Origin of the sequence: Acetobacter zythi (assembly GCF_963921165.1) — a bacterium.
Classification (GTDB): Bacteria; Pseudomonadota; Alphaproteobacteria; order Acetobacterales; family Acetobacteraceae; genus Acetobacter.
Genome location: NZ_CAWUEO010000012.1, coordinates 105,643 through 129,976, shown reverse-complemented (window position 1 = coordinate 129,976; position 24,334 = coordinate 105,643). Strand labels below are relative to the sequence as shown.

At 62.2% G+C, this 24,334-nt stretch carries 25 protein-coding genes; 15 read left to right on the top strand and 10 right to left on the bottom strand.

Features of this window, described 5'->3' with window-relative positions; translation table 11 throughout:
- Window positions 1-3: 3 nt before the first annotated feature.
- The 7 genes from tatC to AABE20_RS06260 all read right to left on the bottom strand — a co-directional run bounded on the left by tatC (window position 4) and on the right by AABE20_RS06260 (window position 7,528).
- Complete coding sequence (tatC, locus tag AABE20_RS06290; protein WP_338332302.1) at window positions 4-837, bottom strand: twin-arginine translocase subunit TatC; 834 nt, start codon at window positions 835-837, stop codon at window positions 4-6.
- Complete coding sequence (gene tatB / locus AABE20_RS06285; RefSeq protein WP_338332301.1) at window positions 834-1,655, bottom strand: Sec-independent protein translocase protein TatB; 822 nt, start codon at window positions 1,653-1,655, stop codon at window positions 834-836. The genes tatC and tatB overlap by 4 nt, the downstream gene beginning before the upstream one ends.
- 74 nt (window positions 1,656-1,729) lie before the next feature.
- Window positions 1,730-2,485 carry an SMC-Scp complex subunit ScpB gene (gene scpB, locus AABE20_RS06280; protein ID WP_338332300.1) on the bottom strand — a complete coding sequence of 252 codons (756 nt, stop codon included), beginning with the start codon at window positions 2,483-2,485 and terminating at the stop codon, window positions 1,730-1,732.
- Entirely contained in the window at window positions 2,482-3,453 is a 972-nt protein-coding gene (locus AABE20_RS06275; protein WP_338332299.1) for a segregation and condensation protein A, read from the bottom strand. The genes scpB and AABE20_RS06275 overlap by 4 nt, the downstream gene beginning before the upstream one ends.
- A gap of 22 nt (window positions 3,454-3,475) precedes the next feature.
- Entirely contained in the window at window positions 3,476-4,498 is a 1,023-nt protein-coding gene (locus tag AABE20_RS06270; protein WP_338332298.1) for an SPOR domain-containing protein, read from the bottom strand.
- Entirely contained in the window at window positions 4,498-6,297 is a 1,800-nt protein-coding gene (gene argS / locus AABE20_RS06265; protein ID WP_338332297.1) for an arginine--tRNA ligase, read from the bottom strand. Before argS ends, AABE20_RS06270 begins: the two co-directional genes overlap by 1 nt.
- Before the next feature lie 40 nt (window positions 6,298-6,337).
- Window positions 6,338-7,528: a deoxyguanosinetriphosphate triphosphohydrolase gene (locus AABE20_RS06260; protein WP_338332296.1), complete on the bottom strand. Its 1,191-nt coding sequence runs from the start codon at window positions 7,526-7,528 to the stop codon at window positions 6,338-6,340.
- A gap of 136 nt (window positions 7,529-7,664) precedes the next feature.
- Between AABE20_RS06260 and AABE20_RS06255 the strand changes: the two genes are divergently transcribed.
- From AABE20_RS06255 to AABE20_RS06210, 10 genes are all read left to right on the top strand, one after another.
- Window positions 7,665-8,036 (top strand): HesB/IscA family protein, encoded by a 372-nt coding sequence (locus AABE20_RS06255; RefSeq protein ID WP_338332295.1) that lies wholly within the window; start codon window positions 7,665-7,667, stop codon window positions 8,034-8,036.
- Complete coding sequence (locus AABE20_RS06250) at window positions 8,033-8,818, top strand: exodeoxyribonuclease III (protein WP_338332294.1); 786 nt, start codon at window positions 8,033-8,035, stop codon at window positions 8,816-8,818. The genes AABE20_RS06255 and AABE20_RS06250 overlap by 4 nt, the downstream gene beginning before the upstream one ends.
- Window positions 8,769-9,401, top strand: a complete 633-nt coding sequence (locus tag AABE20_RS06245; protein ID WP_338332293.1) for a GNAT family N-acetyltransferase — start codon at window positions 8,769-8,771, stop codon at window positions 9,399-9,401. The genes AABE20_RS06250 and AABE20_RS06245 overlap by 50 nt, the downstream gene beginning before the upstream one ends.
- Before the next feature lie 186 nt (window positions 9,402-9,587).
- Window positions 9,588-9,668: a pyrroloquinoline quinone precursor peptide PqqA gene (gene pqqA / locus AABE20_RS06240; protein ID WP_035370857.1), complete on the top strand. Its 81-nt coding sequence runs from the start codon at window positions 9,588-9,590 to the stop codon at window positions 9,666-9,668.
- An 87-nt stretch (window positions 9,669-9,755) separates the two neighbouring features.
- Window positions 9,756-10,667 (top strand): pyrroloquinoline quinone biosynthesis protein PqqB, encoded by a 912-nt coding sequence (pqqB, locus tag AABE20_RS06235; RefSeq protein ID WP_338332292.1) that lies wholly within the window; start codon window positions 9,756-9,758, stop codon window positions 10,665-10,667.
- On the top strand, window positions 10,664-11,404 hold the full coding sequence (pqqC, locus tag AABE20_RS06230) for a pyrroloquinoline-quinone synthase PqqC (RefSeq protein ID WP_338332291.1): 741 nt from the start codon (window positions 10,664-10,666) through the stop codon (window positions 11,402-11,404). The genes pqqB and pqqC overlap by 4 nt, the downstream gene beginning before the upstream one ends.
- Complete coding sequence (pqqD, locus tag AABE20_RS06225; protein WP_338332290.1) at window positions 11,401-11,700, top strand: pyrroloquinoline quinone biosynthesis peptide chaperone PqqD; 300 nt, start codon at window positions 11,401-11,403, stop codon at window positions 11,698-11,700. The genes pqqC and pqqD overlap by 4 nt, the downstream gene beginning before the upstream one ends.
- Window positions 11,697-12,785: a pyrroloquinoline quinone biosynthesis protein PqqE gene (pqqE, locus tag AABE20_RS06220; protein ID WP_338332289.1), complete on the top strand. Its 1,089-nt coding sequence runs from the start codon at window positions 11,697-11,699 to the stop codon at window positions 12,783-12,785. Before pqqD ends, pqqE begins: the two co-directional genes overlap by 4 nt.
- 199 nt (window positions 12,786-12,984) lie before the next feature.
- A complete protein-coding gene (locus AABE20_RS06215; protein WP_338332288.1) occupies window positions 12,985-13,932 on the top strand; it encodes a DMT family transporter in 948 nt (315 codons plus the stop codon).
- Between the two features lie 132 nt (window positions 13,933-14,064).
- Window positions 14,065-14,415 carry a zinc ribbon domain-containing protein YjdM gene (locus AABE20_RS06210; protein WP_338332287.1) on the top strand — a complete coding sequence of 117 codons (351 nt, stop codon included), beginning with the start codon at window positions 14,065-14,067 and terminating at the stop codon, window positions 14,413-14,415.
- Window positions 14,416-14,620: 205 nt separating this feature from the next.
- On the opposite strand, the gene yghU is transcribed toward AABE20_RS06210, so the two are convergent.
- The 3 genes from yghU to AABE20_RS06195 all read right to left on the bottom strand — a co-directional run bounded on the left by yghU (window position 14,621) and on the right by AABE20_RS06195 (window position 17,531).
- Window positions 14,621-15,481, bottom strand: a complete 861-nt coding sequence (gene yghU, locus AABE20_RS06205) for a glutathione-dependent disulfide-bond oxidoreductase (RefSeq protein WP_338332286.1) — start codon at window positions 15,479-15,481, stop codon at window positions 14,621-14,623.
- A 221-nt stretch (window positions 15,482-15,702) separates the two neighbouring features.
- The gene (locus tag AABE20_RS06200) at window positions 15,703-16,716 is read right to left on the bottom strand and encodes a ferritin-like domain-containing protein (protein ID WP_338332285.1); all 1,014 of its coding nucleotides are present in this window, start codon (window positions 16,714-16,716) and stop codon (window positions 15,703-15,705) included.
- Window positions 16,717-16,847: 131 nt separating this feature from the next.
- Window positions 16,848-17,531, bottom strand: a complete 684-nt coding sequence (locus tag AABE20_RS06195) for an ATP-dependent Clp protease proteolytic subunit (protein ID WP_338332284.1) — start codon at window positions 17,529-17,531, stop codon at window positions 16,848-16,850.
- Window positions 17,532-17,657: 126 nt separating this feature from the next.
- On the opposite strand from AABE20_RS06195, the gene AABE20_RS06190 reads away from it, so the two are divergent.
- The 5 genes from AABE20_RS06190 (at window position 17,658) to recJ (ending at window position 24,331) form a co-directional block, all read left to right on the top strand.
- Window positions 17,658-18,740, top strand: a complete 1,083-nt coding sequence (locus AABE20_RS06190; protein ID WP_338332283.1) for an OmpA family protein — start codon at window positions 17,658-17,660, stop codon at window positions 18,738-18,740.
- A gap of 124 nt (window positions 18,741-18,864) precedes the next feature.
- Window positions 18,865-20,100, top strand: coding sequence for an LL-diaminopimelate aminotransferase (locus AABE20_RS06185; RefSeq protein ID WP_338332282.1), 1,236 nt, complete (start codon window positions 18,865-18,867; stop codon window positions 20,098-20,100).
- Window positions 20,097-21,410 carry a homoserine dehydrogenase gene (locus tag AABE20_RS06180; protein ID WP_338332281.1) on the top strand — a complete coding sequence of 438 codons (1,314 nt, stop codon included), beginning with the start codon at window positions 20,097-20,099 and terminating at the stop codon, window positions 21,408-21,410. The genes AABE20_RS06185 and AABE20_RS06180 overlap by 4 nt, the downstream gene beginning before the upstream one ends.
- A gap of 68 nt (window positions 21,411-21,478) precedes the next feature.
- A complete protein-coding gene (gene glpX / locus AABE20_RS06175; RefSeq protein WP_166111769.1) occupies window positions 21,479-22,477 on the top strand; it encodes a class II fructose-bisphosphatase in 999 nt (332 codons plus the stop codon).
- Window positions 22,478-22,495: 18 nt separating this feature from the next.
- Window positions 22,496-24,331 (top strand): single-stranded-DNA-specific exonuclease RecJ, encoded by a 1,836-nt coding sequence (gene recJ / locus AABE20_RS06170; RefSeq protein ID WP_338332280.1) that lies wholly within the window; start codon window positions 22,496-22,498, stop codon window positions 24,329-24,331.
- The last annotated feature ends 3 nt before the right edge of the window (window positions 24,332-24,334 follow it).

The window sequence follows — 24,334 nt, the reverse complement described above, 5'->3', positions numbered from 1 at the left end:
GGATCAGGGAACCTCCTGCTCGGGGTTGGTCGTAGGGTCAGGCGTATCCGCCACCGGCCGTTTAGGCTCGATCACGCGGGCGCACAGGATGGAAATTTCGTAAAGCAGCACAAGGGGTACGGCCAGACCAAACTGGGTAATGGGGTCGGGCGGCATAAAAATGGCCCCCAGCACAAAGGCCCCCACAATGGCGTAACGGCGGAACTTGCGCAGCATGGCGGAAGTTACAATGCCCACGCGCGCCAGCAGGCTCAGCACCACCGGCAGCTCAAAGGCAATGCCAAACGCCATGATCATTTTCATGACCAGAGACAGATATTCCGACACCTTGGCCTGAAGTTCGATCTGCACCTGATCGCCCCCCGCACCCGGCGTCTGGAACGACACGAAAAACCGCCATGCCACGGGGAAAATAAAGTAATACGCCAGAGCAGCCCCGGCCACGAACAGCACGGGCGTTGCAATAAGGAATGGCGCAAATGCCCGTTTTTCCGACCTGTACAGGCCCGGTGCAATAAACATCCACGCCTGAATGGCCACAATGGGGAAGGACAGGAACGCAGCCCCAAACAACGCCACGCGGATATAGGTAAAAAAGGCCTCGTACAGAGCTGTGTAGATCAGATGGGGCTGCTCGCCCCGCTGGCGCATGATCTCGCCCAGAGGTCGGGCCAAAAACAGGTAAATATCGCCCGCGTAGTGGTAGCACAGGGCAAAACACACCATAAACGCAGCCCCCGACCAGAGCAGGCGGCGGCGCAGTTCCAGCAAATGTTCCAGCAATGGCATGGGCTGGTCGTGGATCGGGTCTTCCTGATTGGGTGCGTTATCGCTCATGCCTGCCTGTCCGCCGCCGTGCTGCCTGTTCCATCTGTGGCCGTGCTGGTTTGTGCCGGGTTATCCGCGCCCTCGGGCAAGGGGGGAGCACTGGCCGGGTCGGGGGTCCGGGCGGGATCAGGCGGGCTTTGCTCCACTACCTGCCCCGCAGTATCCGCCAGAACGGGGGATACAGGCGGCGGAGGCGGCGGCCTATTGTGCCGCCCGCTGCCAGACACCCCACCCAAAACAGGAATAACACCCGGCGCCACACTATGGCCCGCATGCATTAGGCGCACAGGCGGCACAATGGCGGGCGGGTGGAGCCGGTCCTGCTCGCGCAGAATACGCCTTACAATAACGGGCGGGAGTTCGGGGGGGGCACTCTCCACCTGCCGGTCCAGTGTGTCATCCTGCCATGCGGGAGCGGAACCGTAAGATGTGCTGCCCGTATGCCCGGCGGCATAATCTGGCGTTGTTGCCGCGGGGCTGGATGAGCGGGGCATGGCATCGAGCGCTCTGGGGCCGGACGGTACAAACCGCTCTGCCACCGCAGGGGCGGATACGGCCCTGCTCAGGCTGCCATCCCCGTCCAGCGCCTTCATAATCCGGCTCCGGACGTTCAGGTTTTTCAGGTCCCGCACATGCTCGCTAACCTCGGACAGGTCGGCCTCACGCACCACTTCATCAAGGTGGGACTGGAACTCGCTGGCCAGTGCACGGGCTTTTTTAATGCCTTTTGCAAGCCCGCGAATAGCCACCGGCAAATCCTTGGGGCCAATAACAACCAGAGCCACCGCGCCGATCAGGGCGAATTCCGACCATGCAAAATCAAACATAACAAGCCCCGTTCACGCCCACTCCGTGCAACCCGCCACACAGCCCTGCAACACAGGGAGCGCGTGCATCTCTATCACGGACCATCGGGGGCGGGAACCGCAACCTGTGCAACCAGCCCATCTGCCGGACTGTCGGGAGGGGGCGCATCGGGCATGGGTTGGGCGACATTGGGGGGATGGGGTTGGGTGTTCCCGCCCTCTTCCTCCGTGGCCTTGAAGGTTATGGCCGACTGCGCGCCCCCAAGTTCGGCCGGATTTTGGGGGATATCGACCATGAGTTCTTCCCTACGCGGCATGTCGGACAGAGAACGCAGGCCAAAATGGCGCAAAAAATCGGGGGTTGTGCCCCACAGCACCGGCCTGCCCGGGACCTCCTTGCGCCCACGCGGGGCAATAAGTTCCGCCTCGATCAGTGTATCAAGCACATTCTGGCCAAGGCTGACGCCCCGGATTTCCTCTATTTCCACACGGGTGCAGGGCTGGTGGTAGGCAATAATAGCCAGTGTTTCCATAACCGCGCGGGGCAACCGCCGGGGGCGTTCGAGCACACGGGTCAGCAGGGGCGCCAGATCGGGGGCGGTGCGGAACTGCCAGCCACCAGCCACCTCCACGGGAAAAACCCCCCTGCCCTCATAACGGTGGACAAGAGCTGCCAGCACTGCCGCCACAAAAGCCCCCAGATCGTCCTCGCCCGTGGGCATGATCTGGCGGTCTTCCAGCAGATCCGCCAGACGGCGCGCACTGACCGGCTCGGTGGAGGCAAAAATAAGGGCCTCGGCCAGCCTTACGGCCTCATCTGGCACGGGAATGGGTGCGGGAATGCTGGTCACGCGTTGTCGTCCTGCCTTTTTTCTGTTCTGGGCCGGGCCGTACTGCCATTGGCCCGGGGCTGCGCGGTGTTGTCCGTCTCCTGCGGTTGTGGGTCCGCATCCTGCGTCTGCTCATGCGGGCGGAGCATGATCTGGCCAAAGGTTTCGTCCTGCCGCAGTTCCAGCCGCCCGGTCTTGGCCAGTTCCAACCCCGCGATCAGGGTGCCCGCCATGGCTGCGCGGCGTTGGCGCTGGGCGTCCTCGCCCTCCATCTGTTCGGGCAGACTTTCGGGCAGAAACGCATCCAGCGTGCTCCAGCCCGGCGGGGTTTCGCCCAGCAGGCGGGTTAGCCTGCTTAGCGCGTCCTGCACGGTCCAGAACCGGATGGTGCGGGGGGCATAAATGCGCCTGCGCGCGGTGCGCCGTACAGCGGCAAGATATGCGCGCATGAGCTGGGGCATATCCAGCGCCAGACCGGAGCGGTCCACCTCCACCAGATTTTCGGACAGGCCACGGGCAAACACATCCCGCCCCAACCGGGGCCGGGCCTCCAGCCAACGGGCAAGCTCACCCATGCAGGCCAGTTCGATCAGCCGCTCCTGCAACAGTTCGGCGGCTTCCTCCCCCTCCATGGCCAGTTCATCATCAGCGGGGAGCAGCAGGCGGGACTTGAGCCACGCCAGCCATGCCGCCATGACCAGCCAGTCCGCTGCCAGTTCCAGCCTTACGCGGCGGGCATTGTCCACCACCGCCAGATACTGTTCCACCAGTTGCAGGATGGAAATACGTGCAAGGTCCACCTTTTGCGCCCGCGCCAGATCGAGCAGAAGGTCCATTGGCCCTTCAAACCCCTCCAGCCGCAAAAGCGGCACGCGCGGCACCTGATCCTCCGCCTGACCCTGTGTTGGGGGGGCGGTCTGGTCTGTGGGTGTTCGGGGCGGGGGGGGCTGTGTGCCCGCCCCGGCCAGAGATGTTAAGTCAGCTTCCATCAGGCGTTCCACTGGCTGGGCGTCAGGGACGCACCACCATGCAGGCCATGCCGCGCTCACGCACGGAGGAGCAGAAGTCCTTGGCATCCGCCACAGCGCCAAAGCCCAGCACCCGCAGGCGGTAGAATGTGGCGTTGTTCTGCTCTGTGCGGACAAAGGCCGGGGTCACATCGCCAAACAGGGTTGGGTAACGGGTTTTCAGCCGTGCCCATTCCTTTTGCGCTTCAGCCTCGGTTTGCAGGGCGGCAAGCTGGACCTGATATTTGCCTGCCGTGCCGTGCGGCGCCGTGGCAACTTTTTTGGCGGCCGCCTTGGGGGCCGGTGCGGCTTCCTCCTCTCCATCGGAGGCATCATCCGTGGGAATGGGGGCGTCTTTCAGCGGTTCGGGCGCTGTGGCATCTGCCGTGGCGGTTCCCTGCGTGGGCAGGGTGTCGGACGGCACGGGTTTAAGGGCCGCGCCATCGGCCTGCGCCACGTCTGGTGCGGCGGGTTCGGGCGTTGGGGCATCCGCTGCCGTGGGTTTGGCCGCACCATCCCCCGTGGTGGGGGTGGGGGCTACAGTGGCAGCCGCAGTACCAGCGGGAGTGCCCGCAGGTGCTGGCTGGCCGCCATACTGGGCGGCAAGGGCTGCGGGGTTGGGTTTTTCAGGTGCAGGTACGGGGTGACCCTGCTGGTTTGCATCTGCATCGGGCAGGGCCAGCGTATCCAGTTGCATACCGCCCGGATCAACCGGCTTGGTGCGCATGGCAACAGGTGGTGGCCCCATAACGGGAATACCGCTCTGGTGGTGCCCCAGCACCGCCCAGCCGCCAATACCCAGCACCAGCAGGCCACCCAGCCCGGCGGCACCATAGGCCAGCCGCCGGGTACCGGACTCACTGCCCAGAAAGCTGGTGAACAGGTCCATCAGCTTATTACCAGCCGCCAATTTGTTGCCCGCCGCGGGGCGGGTAGCGGGTTTGTCGTCATAATCCATGCTCATGCGCTCACGCGCACGGCTGATCCGTTCTTCTACCGTGGAACTGGGGCGATCATCTTCGCTCATCAGCGCATTTCCTCCACCGGGTCCACACCCATGACCGCAAGGCCGGAGCGGATAACGGTTGCCGTGGCTGCAACAAGGGCCAGACGCGCCCGCGTGGCCTCTACCGCACCAGATTGTAAGAACCTCAGGGACGCATCATCCCGCCCACGGTTCCATAGTGCATGAAAATCGCCCGCCAGTTCGGCCAGATAGAACGCAATACGGTGCGGCTCACGCGCAAAGGCCGCGGCTTCCACCATACGGGGCCATTCGGCCAGACGGCGCACCAGAGCCATTTCCGCATCCGAGTTCAGGCTGTCCAGCGTGGCGCTGGCAAGGCCTGCGTTATCCACGGCGCCATATGCCCCTTCCTCCGCTGCGCTGCGCAGCACGGAGCGGCAGCGGGCATGGGCGTACTGCACGTAAAACACGGGGTTGTCGCGCTGCTGGGCCACGACCAGATCAAGGTCAAACTCCATCTGGGCGTCACTTTTGCGGGTGAGCATGGTAAAGCGCACCGCATCCCGCCCGACCTCGTCAATCAGGTCGCGCAGGGTTACGAACGTGCCTGCCCGCTTGGACATTTTGACCGGCTGGCCATCACGCAGAATATGCACGATCTGGCAGAGCAGCACTTCCAGCGGCACGGAATCCCCCGTAAGCGCCTTTACGGCGGCCTTCATGCGTTTGACGTAACCGCCGTGGTCAGCCCCCCACACATCAATCATGACCTGCGCGCCACGGGCCACCTTGTCCATGTGGTAGCCAATATCGTTGGCAAAATAGGTGTTTGTGCCGTCCGACTTGCGCAGCGGGCGGTCCACGTCATCCCCAAAGCTGGTGGAGCGGAACAGGAGCTGTTCGCGTTCCTCCCAGTCATCGGGCAGTTTGCCTTTGGGGGGTTCCAGCACGCCATTGTACAGCAGGTCAGCCTTGGCAAGCTGGTCTATGGCCGCATCGGTAACACCACGGGCCAGCACATCGGCTTCGGACGAAAACACATCATGGTGCACGCCAAGGGCTGCAAGGTCTTCCTTGATCGCGCCCAGCATGTGGGTCACGGCAAAGCCGCGCACGGTTTCGAGCCATGTGGCGTCCGGGGCTGGGATGGGGGTGCCATCCACGCCCACTTCCGCCAGTTTGTTGCCAAACTCGGCCGCCAGCGCCTCGCCCACGGGAATAAGATATTCACCCTGATATTGCAGACCACCGGGGGCAAGGGCCGAAAAATCGTCCTGCGCCATGGTCGTGCCAAGGACCTGCAGGTAACGCCAGTAAGCCGCCCATGCCAGCGCTTTGACCTGATTACCCGCATCGTTAATGTAAAACTCTTTGGTCACGTCAAACCCGGCCTTGGCCATAAGGTTGGCCAGTGCATCGCCCACCACGGCGCCACGGCAGTGGCCAACATGCATGGGGCCGGTGGGGTTGGCGGACACATATTCCACATTCACCCGAACACCACGGCCTGCCTGCGACTGGCCATAGGTTTCGCCCACATTCAGCACCACGGGCAGCACGGCACGCAGCACACCGGGGTGCAGGGTAATGTTGACAAAACCCGGCCCGGCGGCGGCCACGGCGGCAATGCCTTCCACCTTCTGCAAAGCGGTCACAAGGTCGGCGGCAATATCGGCCGGTTTGCGGCGCGCGGCCTTGGCCAGCAGCAGGGCGGCATTTGTGGCCATGTCCCCGTGGGCGGGGTCACGCGTGGGGGTCAACTCCACGCGGGCCAGCGTTTCCTCCGCCACGTCGGGCAACAGTTCCCGCACAACGGCCAGAACATGATGACGATAACGCTGGAAAACACACTCGGACATGGACCACTCAACCCCGTAATTGGTGCAGCAAACGCGTTTATCAGCCTGCAACGGACAGGTCCGTCAACCGCCTATGTTCTTCCATGGCGTAGCGATCGGTCATGGAAGCCACGTAATCCGCCACGGTGCGGTGCACGGCTGCCTTATCTTTATCCCCCAGACGCTGCTGCCATTCGGCTGGCAACAGGTTGGGCGACTCCGTAAGGGTCCTGAACAGCTCCCCCGTTACGTGGCGGGCCTTGTGGGTCATGCGGTTGACCCGCCAGTGCCGGTACAGCCTGGCGAACAGGAATTTGCGAATACCCTTGTTCGCCTCCTCCATAGCCGGACCAAAGGCCACAACCGGGGCATTGGCCGCACGAATATCCTCCACACTCCGCGGGGCCAGATCAGCCAGACGTGCGCGTGTGCAAACCAGCACATCGGTCACCAGCGCATGAATAACGCGGCGCACCATTTCGTGCCGGATGCGCTGGTGGGTGCGGGTGTCCGATGTGGGCAGGTCGGCGGCCAGTGCGCGGGCTTCGGCCAGCGCCTGCCCCACAAGGGGGACATCCACCAGATCATCCAGCGCGAGCAGGCCGGATTTTACGCCATCGTCCAGATCATGCCCGTGGTAGGCAATATCGTCCGCAAGGGCCGCCACCTGCGCCTCGGCCGAGGCATAGCCGCCCAAATCCAGCGGGAACAGGGCGTCCACCTCCGCCAGTCGGGCGGAGGGCCTGCGCACGGGGCCGTTGTGCTTGGCCAGCCCTTCCAGTGTTTCCCATGTCAGGTTCAGCCCATCAAAGGCAAGGTAGCGCCGCTCCAGCAGCATAACCTGCCGCAGGGCCTGCGCGTTGTGGTCAAACCCACCGTATTCGTGCATGCGCGCGGCAAGGGCGTCCTCCCCCGCATGGCCAAAGGGCGTGTGCCCAAGGTCGTGCGCCAGTGCCACGGCCTCGGTCAAATCCTCATCCAGCCGCAGGTAGCGGGCCATGGAGCGGGCCACCTGCGCGACCTCAAGCGAATGGGTCAGCCGGGTACGAAAAAAATCGCCCTCGTGGTTGATGAACACCTGCGTTTTATACTGCAACCGCCTGAAACCGGAGGAATGGACCACCCGGTCCCGGTCACGCTGCCATGGCGAGCGGGTCAGGGATTCCGGCTCCGCGTGCAGCCGCCTGCCCCGGCCTTCTGCGGGCTGCACGGCATAGGGCATCAGCTCATCGCGTTGTGTGGCTTGCAGCATTACGCACCTCTTGGCTTGTCCGGGTGGCACAATGCCCACGGACCATGCCCCCCAATCTTAGGCTATTGGAGGAAAGTTGACCATTGGAAGCGTCTTGCCCCTTCAAACCGGCACGCGGGCGGATTATCTATGGGGTATGACACAGCCAGCCCCTTCTTTTTCCGTCTCCGATTCCGCGGCCAGCCGCATTGCCAGCGTGGTGGCCAAAAAACAGGCCAGCGCCCCCACCCCGCAGGAGGCCCCGGTTGCCCTGCGCGTAGCGGTGGAGGCCGGGGGGTGTAACGGGTTCCAGTACCAGTTCATCCTCACCCCTCCAGACGGGTTGGCGCCCGATGACGTGCGCATAGAAAAAAACGGAGCACTGGTGGTTGTGGACCCCACAAGTCTGGACCTGCTGGCGGGGGCGCAACTGGAGTTTGAGGACAAGCTGATGGGGGCGCATTTTGCCATTACCAACCCCAACGCGGCCTCCTCCTGCGGGTGTGGCACGAGCTTTTCCCTCGCATGAAAATCGCAACATGGAACATCAATTCGGTGCGCCTGCGGCAGGATCTGGTGCTGGACTGGCTAACGCGCGAGCAGCCCGATGTGCTGATGTTGCAGGAAATCAAATGCGATACCCCGCTCTTTCCCGCAGCGGTATTTGAGCAGGCGGGCTATGGCTGCGCTGTTGTGGGCCAAAAATCCTATAACGGGGTTGCAACACTGGTACGGGGGGCGTTTGAGGTCACAACCGAACACCTGCCCGGCTTTACCGACCCCGCCGCCCGGTATGTGGAGGTCCGCACCCAAAATCTGGTGCTGGGCAACCTGTACCTGCCCAATGGCAACTCTGGCGCGGAGCAGGGCTACGCAACCAAGCTGGCATTTCTGGACGCCCTGACCGCACGCGCACAAGGCTTTCTGGACCGGGATACGGATTTTGTGCTGGCAGGGGATTACAATATCTGCCCAACCCCGGAGGACTGCGCCCCCGGCGCCCTTGGCCCTGATGACGCCCTTGTACGCCCCCAAAGCCGGGCGGCATGGCGGCGTTTGTGCTGGCTGGGCCTGACCGACGCGCTGCGCGCCCTGCACCCCACAGGGGCCGCCTACACGTTCTGGGACTATCAGGCCGGGGCGTGGCCGCGTAATAACGGGTTACGGATCGACCACATGCTGCTCTCCCCCCGTGTGGCCGAACGCCTGCAAACCGCCCGCCCCGACCGGGACGAACGCGGTATGGAGCGCCCGTCCGACCATGTGCCGCTCATTGTCACGCTGGATTCCAGCACCCTCCCCCCTGCCTGAACCCGCAGGGCGCGCAGCAGGGGCTAGGCACACGGGCAGCCCTACCCTGCACATCCGCCGCACCCGCATGGCCGATGCCACGAGCCTGCCAGCATTGGAGCGGGACGCGGCACAGGCGTTTTGCGCCATACCGGGGCTGGAATGGCTGGCGGAGGGGGATGTGCTGCCTCCGTCGGCGCATCTGCCCGGCATTGCAGCACAGACCTGCTGGGTTGGGACCGATGCAGGCGGGGGCCTGCTCGGGTTTTTAAGCGCACTTCCTTGCGGGAATGACCTGCACATACAGGAAATGTCGGTCGCACGGGCAGCACAAGGCCAAGGGCTGGGCCGCCGCCTGCTCCATACCGCGTGCAAGGCCGGGCAAGCTCTTGGCCTGCGGCGGGTTACACTGACCACATTTGCAAACGTGCCGTGGAATGCCCCGTTTTATGCCTCCGCCGGGTTTTGCATTGTGCCACCAGATGCGCTGGATGCACGGCTGGCCAGCGTGCTGGCGCATGAGGAATCCTGCGGACTGGCCACCACCACACGCTGCGCCATGCAGCTTGATCTGGCGGCCGCCGTTCAATGTGTTTCAAAATGAAACAGTCACGCCCGCCAAGAACATCACACTGCCGTGATAACGGCGCACGCACCCCCCTTATGCAGGCGCTGGCCCTTGCACGTTTGGTATTTTTCATCACACTGAAGCCGCTCTGACGCACCGCACGTACCTGCGATGTGTGGCTGCGTTTTGTGCACACCACACCCAATGCCAAGGAGAAACATCATGGCCTGGAACGCACCAAAAGTGACGGAAATCCCGTTGGGCGCAGAAATCAACAGCTATGTCTGCGGTCAGAAAAAGTAAGAGAGGGGTCTCCCTCTCTCAGCCGTCAGGCGGGTTGGTGCCTAACCGGCTTTCCCCCTGACGGCTTTTTTGTTTAGAAAGCGTCTTATGCTTGATATTGTTGTCCTGGGCGCCGCCGCCGGTGGCGGTTTTCCGCAATGGAACTCCAACGCCCCCGCCTGCCGCCGCGCCCGCGCGGGCGACCCCGCAGCCCCCGCCCGCACACAGGCCTCCATAGCAGTCAGTGGGGATGGCACATCGTGGTACGTGCTCAACGCCTCGCCCGACCTGCGGACCCAGATCAACCAGACCCCGGACCTGCACCCCCGCACGGGCCTGCGCTCCACCCCCATTGCCGGGGTTGTGCTGACCAGTGGCGAAATTGACGCCATTACCGGCCTGCTCACCCTGCGCGAACGACAGGCGTTTGTGCTCTACGCAACGCAGCCGGTGCTGGACCAGTTGGACGCCAACCCCATTTTTACAGCGCTCGACCGCACACTAGTGCCCCGCCTGCCCATGGTGCTGGACCGCCCGATTGCCCTTGAACCACCGGGCTTTTGCATCACCCCGTTTTCGGTTCCCGGCAAGGTGCCACTTTACGCTGAAAAAGCGGAAAACCCGGCCGAGATCATGAATAATGGCGAGACCATCGGGCTGGAAATAACCGATGGCAAAGCCCGCGCCCTGTTCATTCCCGGCTGCGCGATGATGACGGACGCCCTGCGCGCCCACATCTGCGGGGCGGACGCCGTGTTCTTTGATGGCACCTTGTGGACTGATGATGAAATGGTGCGTGCAGGGCTTGGCAGCAAAACCGGCCACCGCATGGGCCATATGTCTCTTGCAGACCAGCCCGATGGCACGTTTTCCGCTTTTGCGGACCTGAACGTGACCCGCAAAATCCTTATCCACATCAACAATTCCAATCCGGTTCTGCTGGCCGACAGCCCCGAACGCCAGCAGGCCGAGGCCGCAGGCTGGGACGTGGCCTTTGATGGCATGAAGGTAAGACTATGACCGACCGCATCCTGACCCCCGATGAACTCGAAGCCGCCCTGCGCGCCATTGGGGCGGAACGCTACCACAACCTGCACCCCTTCCACCGCGCACTGCATGACGGCAGGCTGAACAAGGGGCAGGTGCAGGCATGGGCGCTGAACCGCTACTATTATCAGGCCAGCATTCCCGCCAAGGACGCCTCCCTGCTGGCCCGCCTGCCCACCACGGAACTGCGGCGTGAATGGCGGCGCAGGCTGGAAGACCACGATGGCACACAACCCGGCACGGGCGGTGTGGCGCGCTGGCTCAAACTGACCAGCGGCCTTGGGCTGGACAGCGCTTATGTGGAATCGCTCGACGGGCTGCTGCCGGGCACACGCTTTGCGGTGGAAGCCTACGTGCAGTTCGTGCGCGAACGCTCCATTCTGGAGGCCATAGCCTCATCCCTGACCGAGCTGTTCTCCCCCACCATTATCAGCGAACGGGTTGCGGGCATGCTCAGCAACTATGATTTTGTAACCGAGGAAACACTCGCCTACTTCAAGCCCCGGCTCACACAGGCCCCGCAGGATTCCGCTTTTGCTCTGGCCTATGTGCGCGAACACGCCCGCACGGCAGAGCAGCAGACAGCGGTGCTGGATGCGCTCAAGTTCAAATGCAACGTGCTGTGGTCCATGCTGGACGCACTGGATTACGCCTATGTGGTGCCCGGCCGCGTACCACCGGGCGCATTCCACCCGGACCCTCAGGCATGAAGGAGGCCACAGGCCCCGCAGTCATGACCGAGACCACCGTGCCGCGCTTTGCCCGTGGCGCCCGCCTGCAATACGACCGCGTGCGGGAGGTCTGGTTTATTCAGGCCCCCGAGCGCGCTTTTCATGCCGACCCGGTTGCCGCCGAAGTGCTGCAACTGGTGGATGGCGCACGCACACTGGGCGCAATCATCGACCTGCTGGCCGAAAAGTTTGATGCCCCCCGCACGGTTATTGCGCATGACGTTCAGGCCATGGTGGCGGAACTGGCCGAAAAACAGGTTCTGCTGCAGGCATGAGCGCTCCCCCGCCCCCCATGAGCCTGCTGGCAGAGTTAACCCACCGCTGCCCGCTGCAATGCCCCTACTGCTCCAACCCGCTTATGCTGGACCCCAGAACGCAGGAACTGGGCACAACAGAGTGGCAGCGCGTGCTGGACGAGGCGGCCTCTATGGGTGTGTTGCAGGTGCATTTTTCAGGCGGGGAACCCATGGCCCGCCCGGACCTGCCCGAACTGGTGCGCCATGCCGCCAGTGCGGGCCTGTATTCCAACCTGATTACATCGGGCGTGCTCATCCGCCCCGAAAGCCTGCGCGCACTGGCCGATGCCGGTCTGGACCATATCCAGCTCTCCTTTCAGGACGTGGCCCCTGCCAGCGCGGACCGCATTGCCAACATGGCCGGTGCCCACGCCAGAAAGCTGGAAGCCGCGCGCCTGATTACCGCCGAGGGCATTCCGCTCACGCTCAACTTTGTGATCCACCGCCAAAATGCCGAGCGCGTGCCCGCCATGCTGGAACTGGCCGAACAGCTTGGCGCAAGACGGGTGGAAATTGCCCACACCCAGTACTATGGCTGGGGCCTGCTCAACCGCGATGCCCTCCTGCCCGACCGCGCCCAGATTGATGCCACAACCAGAGCCGTTACTGCGGCGCGCACAAAGCTTGCCGGGCGCATGAGCATAGATTTTGTTACCCCCGATTATTACGAAGACCGGCCAAAACCCTGCATGGGTGGGTGGGGCCAGCGGTTTTTGAACATTACCCCCACGGGCAAGGTGCTCCCCTGCCACGCGGCGGAAACCATACCCAACATAACCTTCCCCACTGTGCGCGAGGCCAGCCTTGCCGCCATATGGGAAGACGCCCCTATTTTCAACCTGTTCCGTGGCACGGACTGGATGCCCCAACCCTGCCAGTCCTGCGCGTTCAAGGAGGAAGACTGGGGGGGATGCCGCTGTCAGGCCCTTGCCCTTGCAGGCAAAGCGGATGCCGCAGACCCGGTGTGCCACAAGGCCCCCGATCACGGGCAGGTCATGCAGGCTATTGCCCAACGCCCGCAAACACCACCCCCCTTCCGTTACAGACGTTTTGGAAACGCCTGATACAAAAAGGCTGTTTCCACCCCCCAGACCAACGGCCATATGCCCCAACCCTCACGCCGCCTGCAAAAAACCCGCCCCGCTGGCAAATTGCATAGTTGGTGCATTTATGGCTAAGAGACGCACTCAATAACACGCGCTCCAGACGCTCCACGACACATGGAGCCAACTGGCCCACACCCGACCCAAGGCGGCACAACCCATGCACAACCCAGCCGAACACCATAACCTTGGCAAAGGCATTGCCTGTGGTGTTGGGGCCGGGGCTTTGTGGGGGCTGGTCTTTTTGGCCCCGGAACTGATCCGCAGCTTTACCGCGCTGGAAATGGCCTGTGGCCGCTACGTGCTGTACGGTTTGTTTGCCGCCGCCATGGTGGCCCCACGCTGGCGGGTGCTCAGCCACACTGTAAGCCTGCGCACGTGGTGGACACTGAACTGGCTCTCTTTTGCGGGTAATACGGCCTATTATGTTCTGCTCTCCAGCGCGGTCAAAAACGGGGGCATTACCACGACCACGCTTATTATTGGCTTTTTGCCTGTGCTGGTCACACTTGTCGGTAGCCGGGACAAGGATGCGCTCCCCTTAAGCAAGCTGCTGCCCTCCCTTATGCTCTGCATGACCGGGGCCGCCTGCATTGGCTGGCAGGCCATGCACACCCACATGCACACCACAGCCCGCGCGCCCCTTCTGGGCCTGTTCTGCGCCGTGGCCGCCCTTGGGTCATGGACGCTCTATGCCGTGGGTAACAGCCGCGCCCTTGCACGCCAGAGGCATTTTTCCGCCCATGACTGGAACCTGCTGACCGGGCTTGCAACCGGCGCGCAAAGCGTGGTCCTGCTCCCCCTAGCCCTGCTGCTGGACAGCTCGCAGCACGGGCTGGAGCAATGGCGCAACTTTGCGCTGGTCAGTGCGGGAGTAGCTCTGCTGGCATCCATTACTGGCAATGCGTTGTGGAACAGAATGAACCAGCTTCTCCCACTTACACTGGTGGGGCAGATGATTTTGTTCGAAACCCTGTTTTCCCTCTTCTACGGTTTTGTATGGGAGCAACGCCTGCCTACCGGCACGGAAACGCTAGCTTTTGGCTGCGTGGTGCTCAGTGTGCTGTTGTGTGTGCGCGCGCACCGCAAACCCGTATGCCCTGCGTAAGCGGCGTATAAGCTCCCCCCCCCTTTGGCTCTGGTGGACCAACCACGCATTGGCCTGCTCTTTTGGCCCGCTATTTCTATTCCCCGGCGCATGTATTAGGTTGCCCCGCATTGCAACCACGGGGGGATGACCATGAGCGACGAACAAAAATGTCCGCAATGCGGCTGTGAGCATATTTATCAGGATGGCGGGCTGTGGGTCTGCCCCGAATGCGCGCATGAATGGAACGAATTGTCCACCACGGCCACAGATACCGATGGCACAGGCGCCATCCACGATGCCAACGGCAATGTTCTGAGCGATGGTGACACCATTACCGTGACCAAGGACCTTAAGGTCAAAGGGTCTTCGCTGGTGGTTAAAAGTGGTACCAAGGTCAAGAACATCAAGCTGGTCGATGGCTCGGACGGACACAACATTGCCTGCAAGATAAATGGCATTGGGGCCATGAACCTGAAGTCCGAATTTGTAAAAAAATCCTGATCTGCTAAAGCCCTCTCCCAAGAGCCGCGCAACAGAAAAGCGGGGTCTTGGGAGGGGTTTGAAAAACATGCAGACCACACCATTCAGGTTCATACGCAAAAAAATCTGAACGGTTTTTCTGGCAGCAGCCGCATATTCGCGGCATAAAATCCCGCGTTATACTTTTTTCAAAAACTCATTGGTTTACCGCGCGTTTTTATACCCCTCACTCCCCCACCTTATCCTGCGTTTTGGTCGCAAAGTCGCTGGCGTCATGGCGTTCGTGCAACTGGCTGGCGGGGTCTCCAAATGTGCGGTTGACCATGCGCCCACGCCGCACAGCGGGCCGCGCCAGCAGTTCTGTGGCCCAGCGTTGCACATGCTGGTATTCCTGCACCTGCAAAAACTCGGCGGCGTTGTACAGCCAGCCTTCCACCAGCCAGCCATACCACGGAAAAATGGCCATATCGGCAATGGTGTACTCATCCCCCGCAATATAGCGGCTCTGGGCCAGCTTACGGTTGAGCACATCAAGCTGGCGCTTGGTCTCCATGGCAAAACGGTCAATGGCGTATTCTATTTTGTGTGGCGCGTAGGCGTAAAAATGCCCAAAGCCACCGCCCACATACGGAGCGCTCCCCATCTGCCAGAACAGCCAGTTCAGGCATTCGGTCCGGCCCTGATGGTCCTTGGGAAGGAACGCCCCAAACTTTTCGGCCAGATAGAGCAAAATGGAGCCGGATTCAAAAACACGGATCGGCTCAGGTCCACTACGGTCCACCATGGCAGGAATTTTGGAGTTGGGGTTTACCTCCACAAATCCGCTGCCAAACTGGTCCCCTTCGCCAATACGGATCAGCCATGCATCGTATTCGGCCCCCTCGTGGCCGAGCGCCAGAAGCTCTTCCAGCATGGTGGTCACCTTGACCCCATTCGGCGTGGCAAGGGAGTATAACTGCAACGGATGCCTGCCCACGGGCAAAGCCTGATCATGCGTAGGGCCAGCCACCGGGCGGTTGGTGCTTGCAAACGCACCCCCTGCCCCCCTGTTCCAGACCCACACCCGTGGAGGGGAATACTCGGTCATTGCACAATTGCTCCTGTGTTTTTTGCGTCTCATACCCCGCAATGCCTGAGTGCCTTGCCGGGGTATGCTGTGCCCTGGGGCAAGCTTACGCGGGTGGGTAGGGTTTTACACCTCTCATATGACCACACGGGTTGAGCGGCATAAGGGCGCGCCCAAAGCAAAACAGCCTGCCCCCATAAAGGAGCAGGCTGCCAGCAAAAACGCGTAAAAACAAATAAAGCTCAGGCGGCTTTTTTGCCGTTGGCCTTGAAAATACCCGAAGCAAATTCCCACACCCGGCCAGCATTGCGGATAACGCGGGCAATGGCGGGGGTTGTGGTCGGGCGCAGCAGGCGGGGGTCATACCCGGCAAAGCGGCGGTCATCTTCCTCCAGACACAGCTCCATAAAGTCGGGCAGGCTGATCTGGATGTTGGTTACTTCCTTGGTGCCGGTCACGGTAAAGTTGTTGTCCTGCGTATGGACCTCCCCGCTGTCATCCACTGTGCGGGCAAGGCTCATGCGTTCGTAGGCCAAAAAGCCCCACACAGCCCACACCTTGGCTTCAAAGAACGGGCGGCGCCACCAGGGCATAACCGCGCGGTACCAGGCCAGCCAGTTGGCGAACAGCAGGATATGGCGGCATTCTTCCTGCATGATCGGCTCAAACGTGTCGGTCAGCGCTTCGGGGAAGTAGCCTGAACGCTTGGCCAGTTCGAACATGCCAAAGGCAAAAAAGCTATCCACACATTCCGAAAAACCGGTGACCAGATAGGCCCACTCCACGTCCTTGGGTTCAATATACGGAGGCTCTGGCGCCATGGGAATGTTGTAAGCCGCCACCATTTTGGACAGCACTTCCTTGTGCCGGTTTTCTTCCCACGCATTGCGCGAGATGGCGTCTTTTACATCGGGGTCCGTAACAAGGCGGGCGTAGGCGGCCATGCGCAGGCGTGCCTTGCCTTCGGTCTGCACGGCAATATCCCAGATTGGCAGGGAGGTTACGCGGTGCAGGGTTTCGGGGTCGAGCTTGGGCCAGTCAATGACCGATGGCTTGTACGGATTAAACGTCTCGCGGAACATTTCCGCCAGCGCGCGCTTGTGCGCATCCGAACCCGGTTTGAGCGGCCCGCGGATGGGGCTTAGCCAATGGCGTGCGCGAAAATCCGCTTCGGCTACAGCCTCGGCGTTAGGGGGAGCAGGAAGGTCATCCATACTTTCCGGCAGGCGGGAATAAATATCGCTCAGAGAACCCATGTGAGGAACCCGTTATCTGGGGACCTCCCCTTTTTGCAACCGGCCCTGAGTGGCTGGAACGTCGGAAGGTCCAATAAACCTGAAACATGCCGCCATTCCCGTAACCGAAAATGGCGGCGGACGCCCCCGTGTTAGTGCAGATCAGCCAGCTTAGAAATGATCTTGGTCACTAAACCGTAATCTATCGCCTCTTTTGCGGACATCCAGTAGTTGCGGTCCGTGTCCTTGACGACTTTTTCGTACGACTGCCCGGTTTCACGCGCGAACAGGTGGTTCAGGCGTTCACGCATTTTAATGATCTCGCGTGCTTCGATATCAATATCGGTTGCCGGACCGCGCACGCCACCCATGGGCTGGTGGAGCAGAAAACGCGTGTTGGGCAGGCAGAATCGGCGGTCCTTGTGGCCTGCGGCAAAAATAAGCGCACCAGCGGAAGCCACCCAGCCTGTGCCGATCATGTTGACCGGAGCCACCGAATCGACAAAGCGGATCATGTCATGGATCGTGTCGCCACTTTCCACATGCCCGCCGGGGGAATTGACATACACATCAATCGGCTTGTCAGATTCACCGGCCAGCGCCAGCAGACGACCGGTTACGTCACGCGCGACCTTGTCGTTTATCCCACCAAAAATAAGCACCTTACGCTGCTTGAACAGCTTGTGCTCCAGTTCGCCCTGCGGGGCGCCAGAGGCTTTGCCTTCCTCTTTTTCGGGGGTTTCCGGGGTTTCCGGCTCATCGTCCAGCCTGATGGCGTTACGGGAGAAAATGCCCGTCATTGCTGTCTCCGCACATTGTTCCGTATCAGTGTTCATTCTCTTATCCTGCGCTGCCCGAACGTGCCTGCCAAGGGGCAATCATGCGCTCTCTCGCCACGGGGGAGGGAAAAGGGTAAGGTGCGGCGCAGTTTATGTCAGGTTTTTCGGAGCAGTCACCCCGCCATGCAGCAGCCCCCTCTGGAGCAAAAGCCGACCAGCCGGATGCCCACCCCCCGGCCCGCCCGCTTTATGCAGGCTGCCTGCATGGCCGCTCTTCTTGCCTCGGGGAGCGCCATAACCGGCTGTCGGCACCAGGATGCGATTGATACAACTCTGGACTGGACGCGCAGCCTGCGCGGCGGGGCCATTGCCGAGCAGCGTCCACCGCCACCGGGCCGCTACGACCCCTTCCCCAAAGTGGGCCTGACCCCGACGGAGGTGCCCGAGGTGCCCTCATCCCAAGCGCGTGAGCTGTTGAGCGAACAGCTCACCCGTGACCGTAACCTGACCTACCGGACCGTAGCCGCCAACGGGTCGATGATCCCCGATATCCCGCCTCCCCCCAATGCAGGCGGCAAAGCGGGCGGCAAAAAAGCCCAGACCACCCTGCCCGAAGGTGTGAGCGGGGCAATTATGGACGCGGCAGACACCTCCCCCCAGCAGAGCGCGCGCGCGCCCCTGCGCCATGCCGTATCCACCGTGTCCACCTTACCCACCGAGACAAAAGCAACCGCCCCAGCACCCGAGGAGGCAGAAGTTGCCATGCCCGAAGTGCACAAAAAAGCGGACATTCCCGAACTCCGGCCCGACCAGATTCCACAAATACCGCAAAGCCCACCTACGGCCCCCAGCTTCCCCGGTTTTGACGTTCCTTCGGATGCGCATCTCCCCGATGCCGTGCGCCCCAATTATGACCTGACGGACATTAAAGGCACGGCCTTCCACTTTGTTCCCCAGTCCGACCAGCTCTCCAGCGGGCAGGAGCCAGAGTTGGACAAAATTGTGCAGAAATGGTCCCACGGCCCCCTGATTATTCGCGGGTTTGGAGATGCCGCCTCCATGAGCGCTCAGGACCAGTCCGATGCCGTGCGCCTTGGACTCCTGCGCGCCCAGCGCCTTGCAACGGAGCTGGGCCAGCGCGGCATACCCGCCAGCGCCATAACCGTGCGCGGCGATGCGTTTGGAACAGGGGCCAAGGTGGTCGTCCCGCCCCCTGCCCCCACGCCACCCACGGATCAACCAGCAGACCAGCCCGACAACAGGTAAAAACACGCCCGCACAGCGGTTTTGCATCCAGAGGAGTTGCCTGTTCCATTTTGGCGATTACTATGCTCTCTCCCTTCATCCTACAGGGGGCGTGTCCCCTGTCCTTTCAGAGCACCTAAAGTCCATGACCGAAGAGTTCCATCGCATCCGCCGCCTGCCGCCTTACGTGTTTGCCTCTGTCAATCAGGCCAAGGCAGCAGCGCGCGCACGGGGCGAGGATATTATTGACCTTGGCATGGGCAACCCGGACACCCCCACCCCGCCCCATATCGTCAGCAAACTGATCGAGACGGTGAACGACCCGCGCTCGCACCGCTACTCGGTCAGCCGTGGCATTCCCGGCCTGCGCAAGGCCGTGGCGGGGTATTATGACCGGCGCTTTAACGTCAAGCTCAACCCCGACAGCGAAGTGATTGTGACCCTTGGCTCCAAGGAAGGGCTGGCCAATCTGGCCTCCGCCATTACCAGCCCGGGGGACACCATTCTGGTGCCCAACCCCTCCTACCCCATTCACCAGTTCGGGTTCATTATTGCTGGCGCGTCCGTGCGTTCCATCCCCGCCACCCCGAACGAGGACATGCTGCGCGCCCTCCACCGTGCGGTGCGCCACTCCGTGCCCAAGCCCACGGCGCTGATTGTCAACTTCCCGTCCAACCCCACGGCGTATCTGGCTGATCTGGATTTTTACAAGGAACTGGTCGCCTTTGCCCGGCGCGAGGAAATCTGGATTCTGTCCGACCTTGCCTATGCGGAAATCTATTTTGGCGATCTGGTTCCCCCGTCCATTCTGGCCGTACCCGGTGCGCGTGACATTGCGGTGGAATTTACCTCCCTGTCCAAAACGTACTCCATGGCAGGCTGGCGCGTGGGCTTTGCCGCAGGCAACGAACGGCTGATTGCAGCCCTGACCCGGATTAAATCCTATCTGGATTACGGGGCCTTTACCCCCATTCAGGTTGCCGCTGTCACAGCACTGAACGGCCCGCAGGATTGTGTGGCCGACCTGCGCAACCTGTACAAGGACCGGCGCGATGTGCTGATCAAGGGCCTGCACTCCGCCGGGTGGGATGTGCCCTCCCCCGAAGGCTCCATGTTCGCATGGGCGCCCATTCCCGAACCCTTCCGCGAGATGGGGAGTGTCGCCTTTTCCAAACTTCTGCTTGAAGAAGCAGGCGTTGCCGTAGCCCCCGGCCTTGGCTTTGGTGAATATGGTGATGACCACGTCCGGATCGGACTGGTGGAAAACACACACCGCCTGCGTCAGGCCCTGCGCTCCATCAAGGGCTTTATGGCGGCCCACGGCGTTAAGGCCCCTCCCTCCTCCAACCCAGCCCAAAAACCGGAGTCTGTTGCACCGTGACATCCCGTTCCTCTTCTTCCCCTCTTCGTCTTGGTATTGCTGGGCTTGGCACGGTTGGCGCGGGTGTTATCCGCCTTTTGCGCGCCAACGCGGACCTGCTGAGCACACGCGCTGGCCGCGCGCTGGAGGTTGTGGCCGTGAGTGCCCGCGACCGCACGCGCGACCGTGGGGTGGATGTGTCCACCCTGCGCTGGTACGACAACGCCGCCGATCTGGTGAACGACCCGGATGTGGACGTGGTGGTGGAACTGATTGGCGGGGCCGAAGGCACAGCCCGCACACTGGTGGAAGCCGCACTCAAAGCTGGCAAACCGGTCGTGACCGCCAACAAGGCCCTGCTGGCCCTGCATGGTTCCACCCTTGCCCGCCTGAGTGCGGACAACAACGCCCCCCTGCTGTTTGAAGCAGCGGTTGCAGGCGGCATTCCCGCCATTAAAACCGTGCGCGAGGGGCTGGCGGCAGACCGCCTGCTGCGCGTGGGCGGTATTCTCAACGGCACATGCAACTATATCCTCACCGTCATGCGGGAGACGGGCAAGGACTTTGCCACCGTGCTCAAGGACGCGCAGGACCTTGGCTATGCGGAAGCCGACCCCTCCACCGATGTGGACGGGCTGGATGCGGCCCACAAGCTGACCATTCTGGCAGGTCTTGCCTTTGGCCAGCCCGTGGCGTTTGACAGTGTGCATGTGGAGGGTATCCGCCGCATAGGTGCGGTGGACCAGACCTTTGCCCGCGCTCTTGGCTACCGGATCAAGCTGCTTGGCCTTGCCAGCATGGGCGATGCCGGGTTGCATGCGCGCGTAACGCCCTGCCTTGTGCCCCAGCACGCCCCCCTTGCGCAGGTGGACGGGGTGTTCAACGCCGTGGTGGCTGAAGGCGAATTTGTTGGCCGGATCATGATCGAAGGACGCGGCGCCGGGGCTGGCCCCACGGCCAGTGCGGTCACGGCTGATCTGGTGGACATTGCGCGCGGCAACACCATTGCCGTGTGGGGCGTGCGCAGCAGCACCCTGCCCCCGCTGCGGGCCTGCCCCATTTCCAGCGGGGAAGGTGCATTCTACCTGCGCCTTATGGTGGAAGACCGCCCCGGTGTTATTGCCGACATTACCGCCATCCTGCGTGACTGTGGGGTATCGCTCCGCAGCATGCTCCAGCACCCGGCGGAAAATGACAGCACGCCTTATGTTCCCCTTGTTCTGGTCACACATCGGACATCCGAGGCGGCTATGCAGGACGCCGTTACCCGGATTGACGCCCTGAATGTTGTGACAGACTCCACAGTCGTGATCCGGATCGAGGCCGCCTGAGAACCCCCTCAGGCCCAGCCTTGCCCCTGCCTTACGATCGATTGTGCAATTAAGGATCCCGCTTTCTCATGTCTGATTCCATTGGCCCCTCTCCCTTCGTTGTTTCTGACCGCAATCTAGCACTTGAGCTGGTGCGCGTGACCGAAGCAGCGGCCCTTGCCTCTGCCCGCTGGACGGGCCGTGGCCGCAAGAACGACGCAGATGGTGCAGCGGTGGAAGCCATGCGCATTGCCTTTGACACCGTGGCCATTGATGGCACCGTGGTCATTGGTGAGGGCGAAATGGACGAAGCGCCCATGCTCTATATTGGCGAAAAAGTGGGGTCCGGTGGCCCTGCCATGGACATTGCCGTGGACCCGCTGGAAGGCACCAACCTGTGCGCCAAGGACATGCCAAACGCCATTACCGTGGTCGCACTGGCCGAACGCGGCAACTTCTTGCACGCGCCGGACGTGTACATGGACAAGATCGTGGTTGGCCCCAACCTGCCCGCAGGCGTTGTGGACCTTGAAAACACGATTGAAACCAACCTGAAGAACCTTGCCAAAGCCCGTGGCAAAAGTGTGCAGGACCTGCTGCTGTGCACGCTCGACCGCGAACGGCATGAGGAAATGATTGCCCGCGCCCGCGCCGCCGGTGCCCGCGTGCGCCTGCTGAGCGATGGCGATGTGGCCGGTGGCATTGCCGCCTGTCTGGACAGCAGTCAGGTCGATATTTACGTCGGCTCCGGTGGTGCGCCAGAAGGGGTGCTGACCGCCGCTGCCGTACGCTGCGTGGAAGGCCAGATGCAGGGCCGCCTTCTGTTTGAAGACGACGCCCAGCGCGAACGCGCCCAGAAGATGAACCCCGGCAAAAACCCCGACCGCAAGCTGGACCTGCACGACATGGCCGCAGGTTCCGTGCTGTTCTCCGCCACGGGTGTGACCACGGGTGCGCTGCTGCGCGGCGTGCGGCAGTACCCACATCAGGCGGTCACGCACTCGCTGGTCATGCGTTCCAAATCCGGCACGTCCCGCTTTATTGAAGGGCACCACAACTTCAAAACCAAAACATGGACGCCGCAATAACTGGCGTTTTTTAGCCCCATGCTCCCCACCACCATGCCAGAGGGCACCCCCGTGCCCTCCCCCGCCGCAACGCCCGCCGTGCTCAATGTGGAACACAGCGTAAACGCGCGGCGCTGGTCATGGCGGGAGGGGGCGGACAACCCCACCATAAACCGGCTGGGGGCCGCACTGGCCCAGCAGCTTGGCATACCCGAAATTGTGGGCCGCCTGCTGGCCATGCGCGGGGTCAGCCCCGACCATGCTCCCCATTTTCTGGCCCCCACCCTGCGCGCCCTTATGCCCGACCCGTCCTCCCTGACGGATATGGACAAGGCGGCCGCCCGCATGGCCCAGGCTGTGCAGGCGGGGGAAACCATCGGTATTTTTGGCGATTACGATGTGGACGGCGCGTGTGCGAGTGCGGTGCTGGCGGCTTTTTTTGAACAGCTTGGCTGCTCCGTTCTCACCCACATTCCCGACCGCATGACCGAGGGCTACGGCCCTAACCTGCCCGCACTGGAAGCGCTGGTGGCCCAAGGGGCCACGCTGCTGGTCTGTGTGGACTGCGGTACGGCCTCTGCCGCCATTCTCAACCAGTTGGCGGGCAAGGCCGATGTGGTGGTGCTGGACCACCACAAATCCGAAGATGCCCTGCCCGATATTCTGGCAACCGTGAACCCCAACCGGGCGGACTGCACCTCCGGCCTTGGGCATATCTGTGCTGCGGCACTGAGTTTTCTGGCAACGGTCGCCACCAGACGCACCTTGCGTGAAAACGGTTTTTTTACCGCAGCCCAACCCCAGCCAGACCTGCGCCCCCTGCTGGACCTTGTGGCCCTTGCCACGGTGTGTGACGTTATGCCCCTACAGGGGGTTAACCGCCTGTTTGTGGCCGAAGGGCTTAAAGTTATGGCCGCCCGCCAGCGCGTGGGGGTTGCCGCCCTGCTTGAAATTGCCGGGGTTACCAAAGCGCCCGATGCGTTCTCCTGCGGGTTTGCACTGGGGCCACGCATCAATGCCGGGGGGCGCATAGCCGAGGCTGCCCTTGGCCTGCGCCTGCTGCGCTGCCCCGATATGCATGAGGCCAAACAGATGGCCGAGCGGCTGGATGCGGTCAACCGCCGCAGGCAGGACGTGGAAGCCGACATTCTGGACCGCGCCATGGAACAGGCCGCAGAGCAGAAAGAGGCTGGCCACGGCGTTATTCTGCTGGCAGGCAAGGACTGGCACCCCGGCGTTGTGGGTATTGTGGCAGGCCGCATCAAAGAGCGCTTTAACCGCCCCGCCCTTGTTGGCGCACAACAGGAAGACGGGAGCATAAAGGGGTCTGGCCGCTCGGTTACGGGGCTGGACCTTGGCACCGTTATTATTGCGGCCCGTCAGGCGGGTCTGCTCAAAACCGGGGGTGGGCACGCCATGGCCGCCGGTTTTTCGCTTGAGGCGGACAAGCTGGACGCGTTCCACGCCTTCCTTAACGCGCGTCTGCCACAGGCGGCCGCACTCCCCCCGACCGTGGACCTAACCATAGACGCTGTTGTGGCCGTAGCTGGCGCCACGGCAGAACTGGCAACAGACATGGCCGCCCTTGCCCCCTTTGGCGCAGGCAACCCCGAACCCCTTATTGCCCTGCCCAATGTGCATATTGTCCGCACGGACCGCATAGGCCGGGACAGCAATACCCTGCGCGTGCAAATCCGGGCCAGCAATGGCGGCAGGCTCAAGGCCCTTTTGTTCAAGGCGGATAACAACCCGCTGGCACTGGTATTGGAAGATGCAACACGCCCGCCCCTGCATCTGGCAGGCTACCTGCGGGCGGAAAGCTGGAACGGACGCACGGACGCCACGTTTTTTGTGCAAGACGTGGCCTACGCCTGAGTA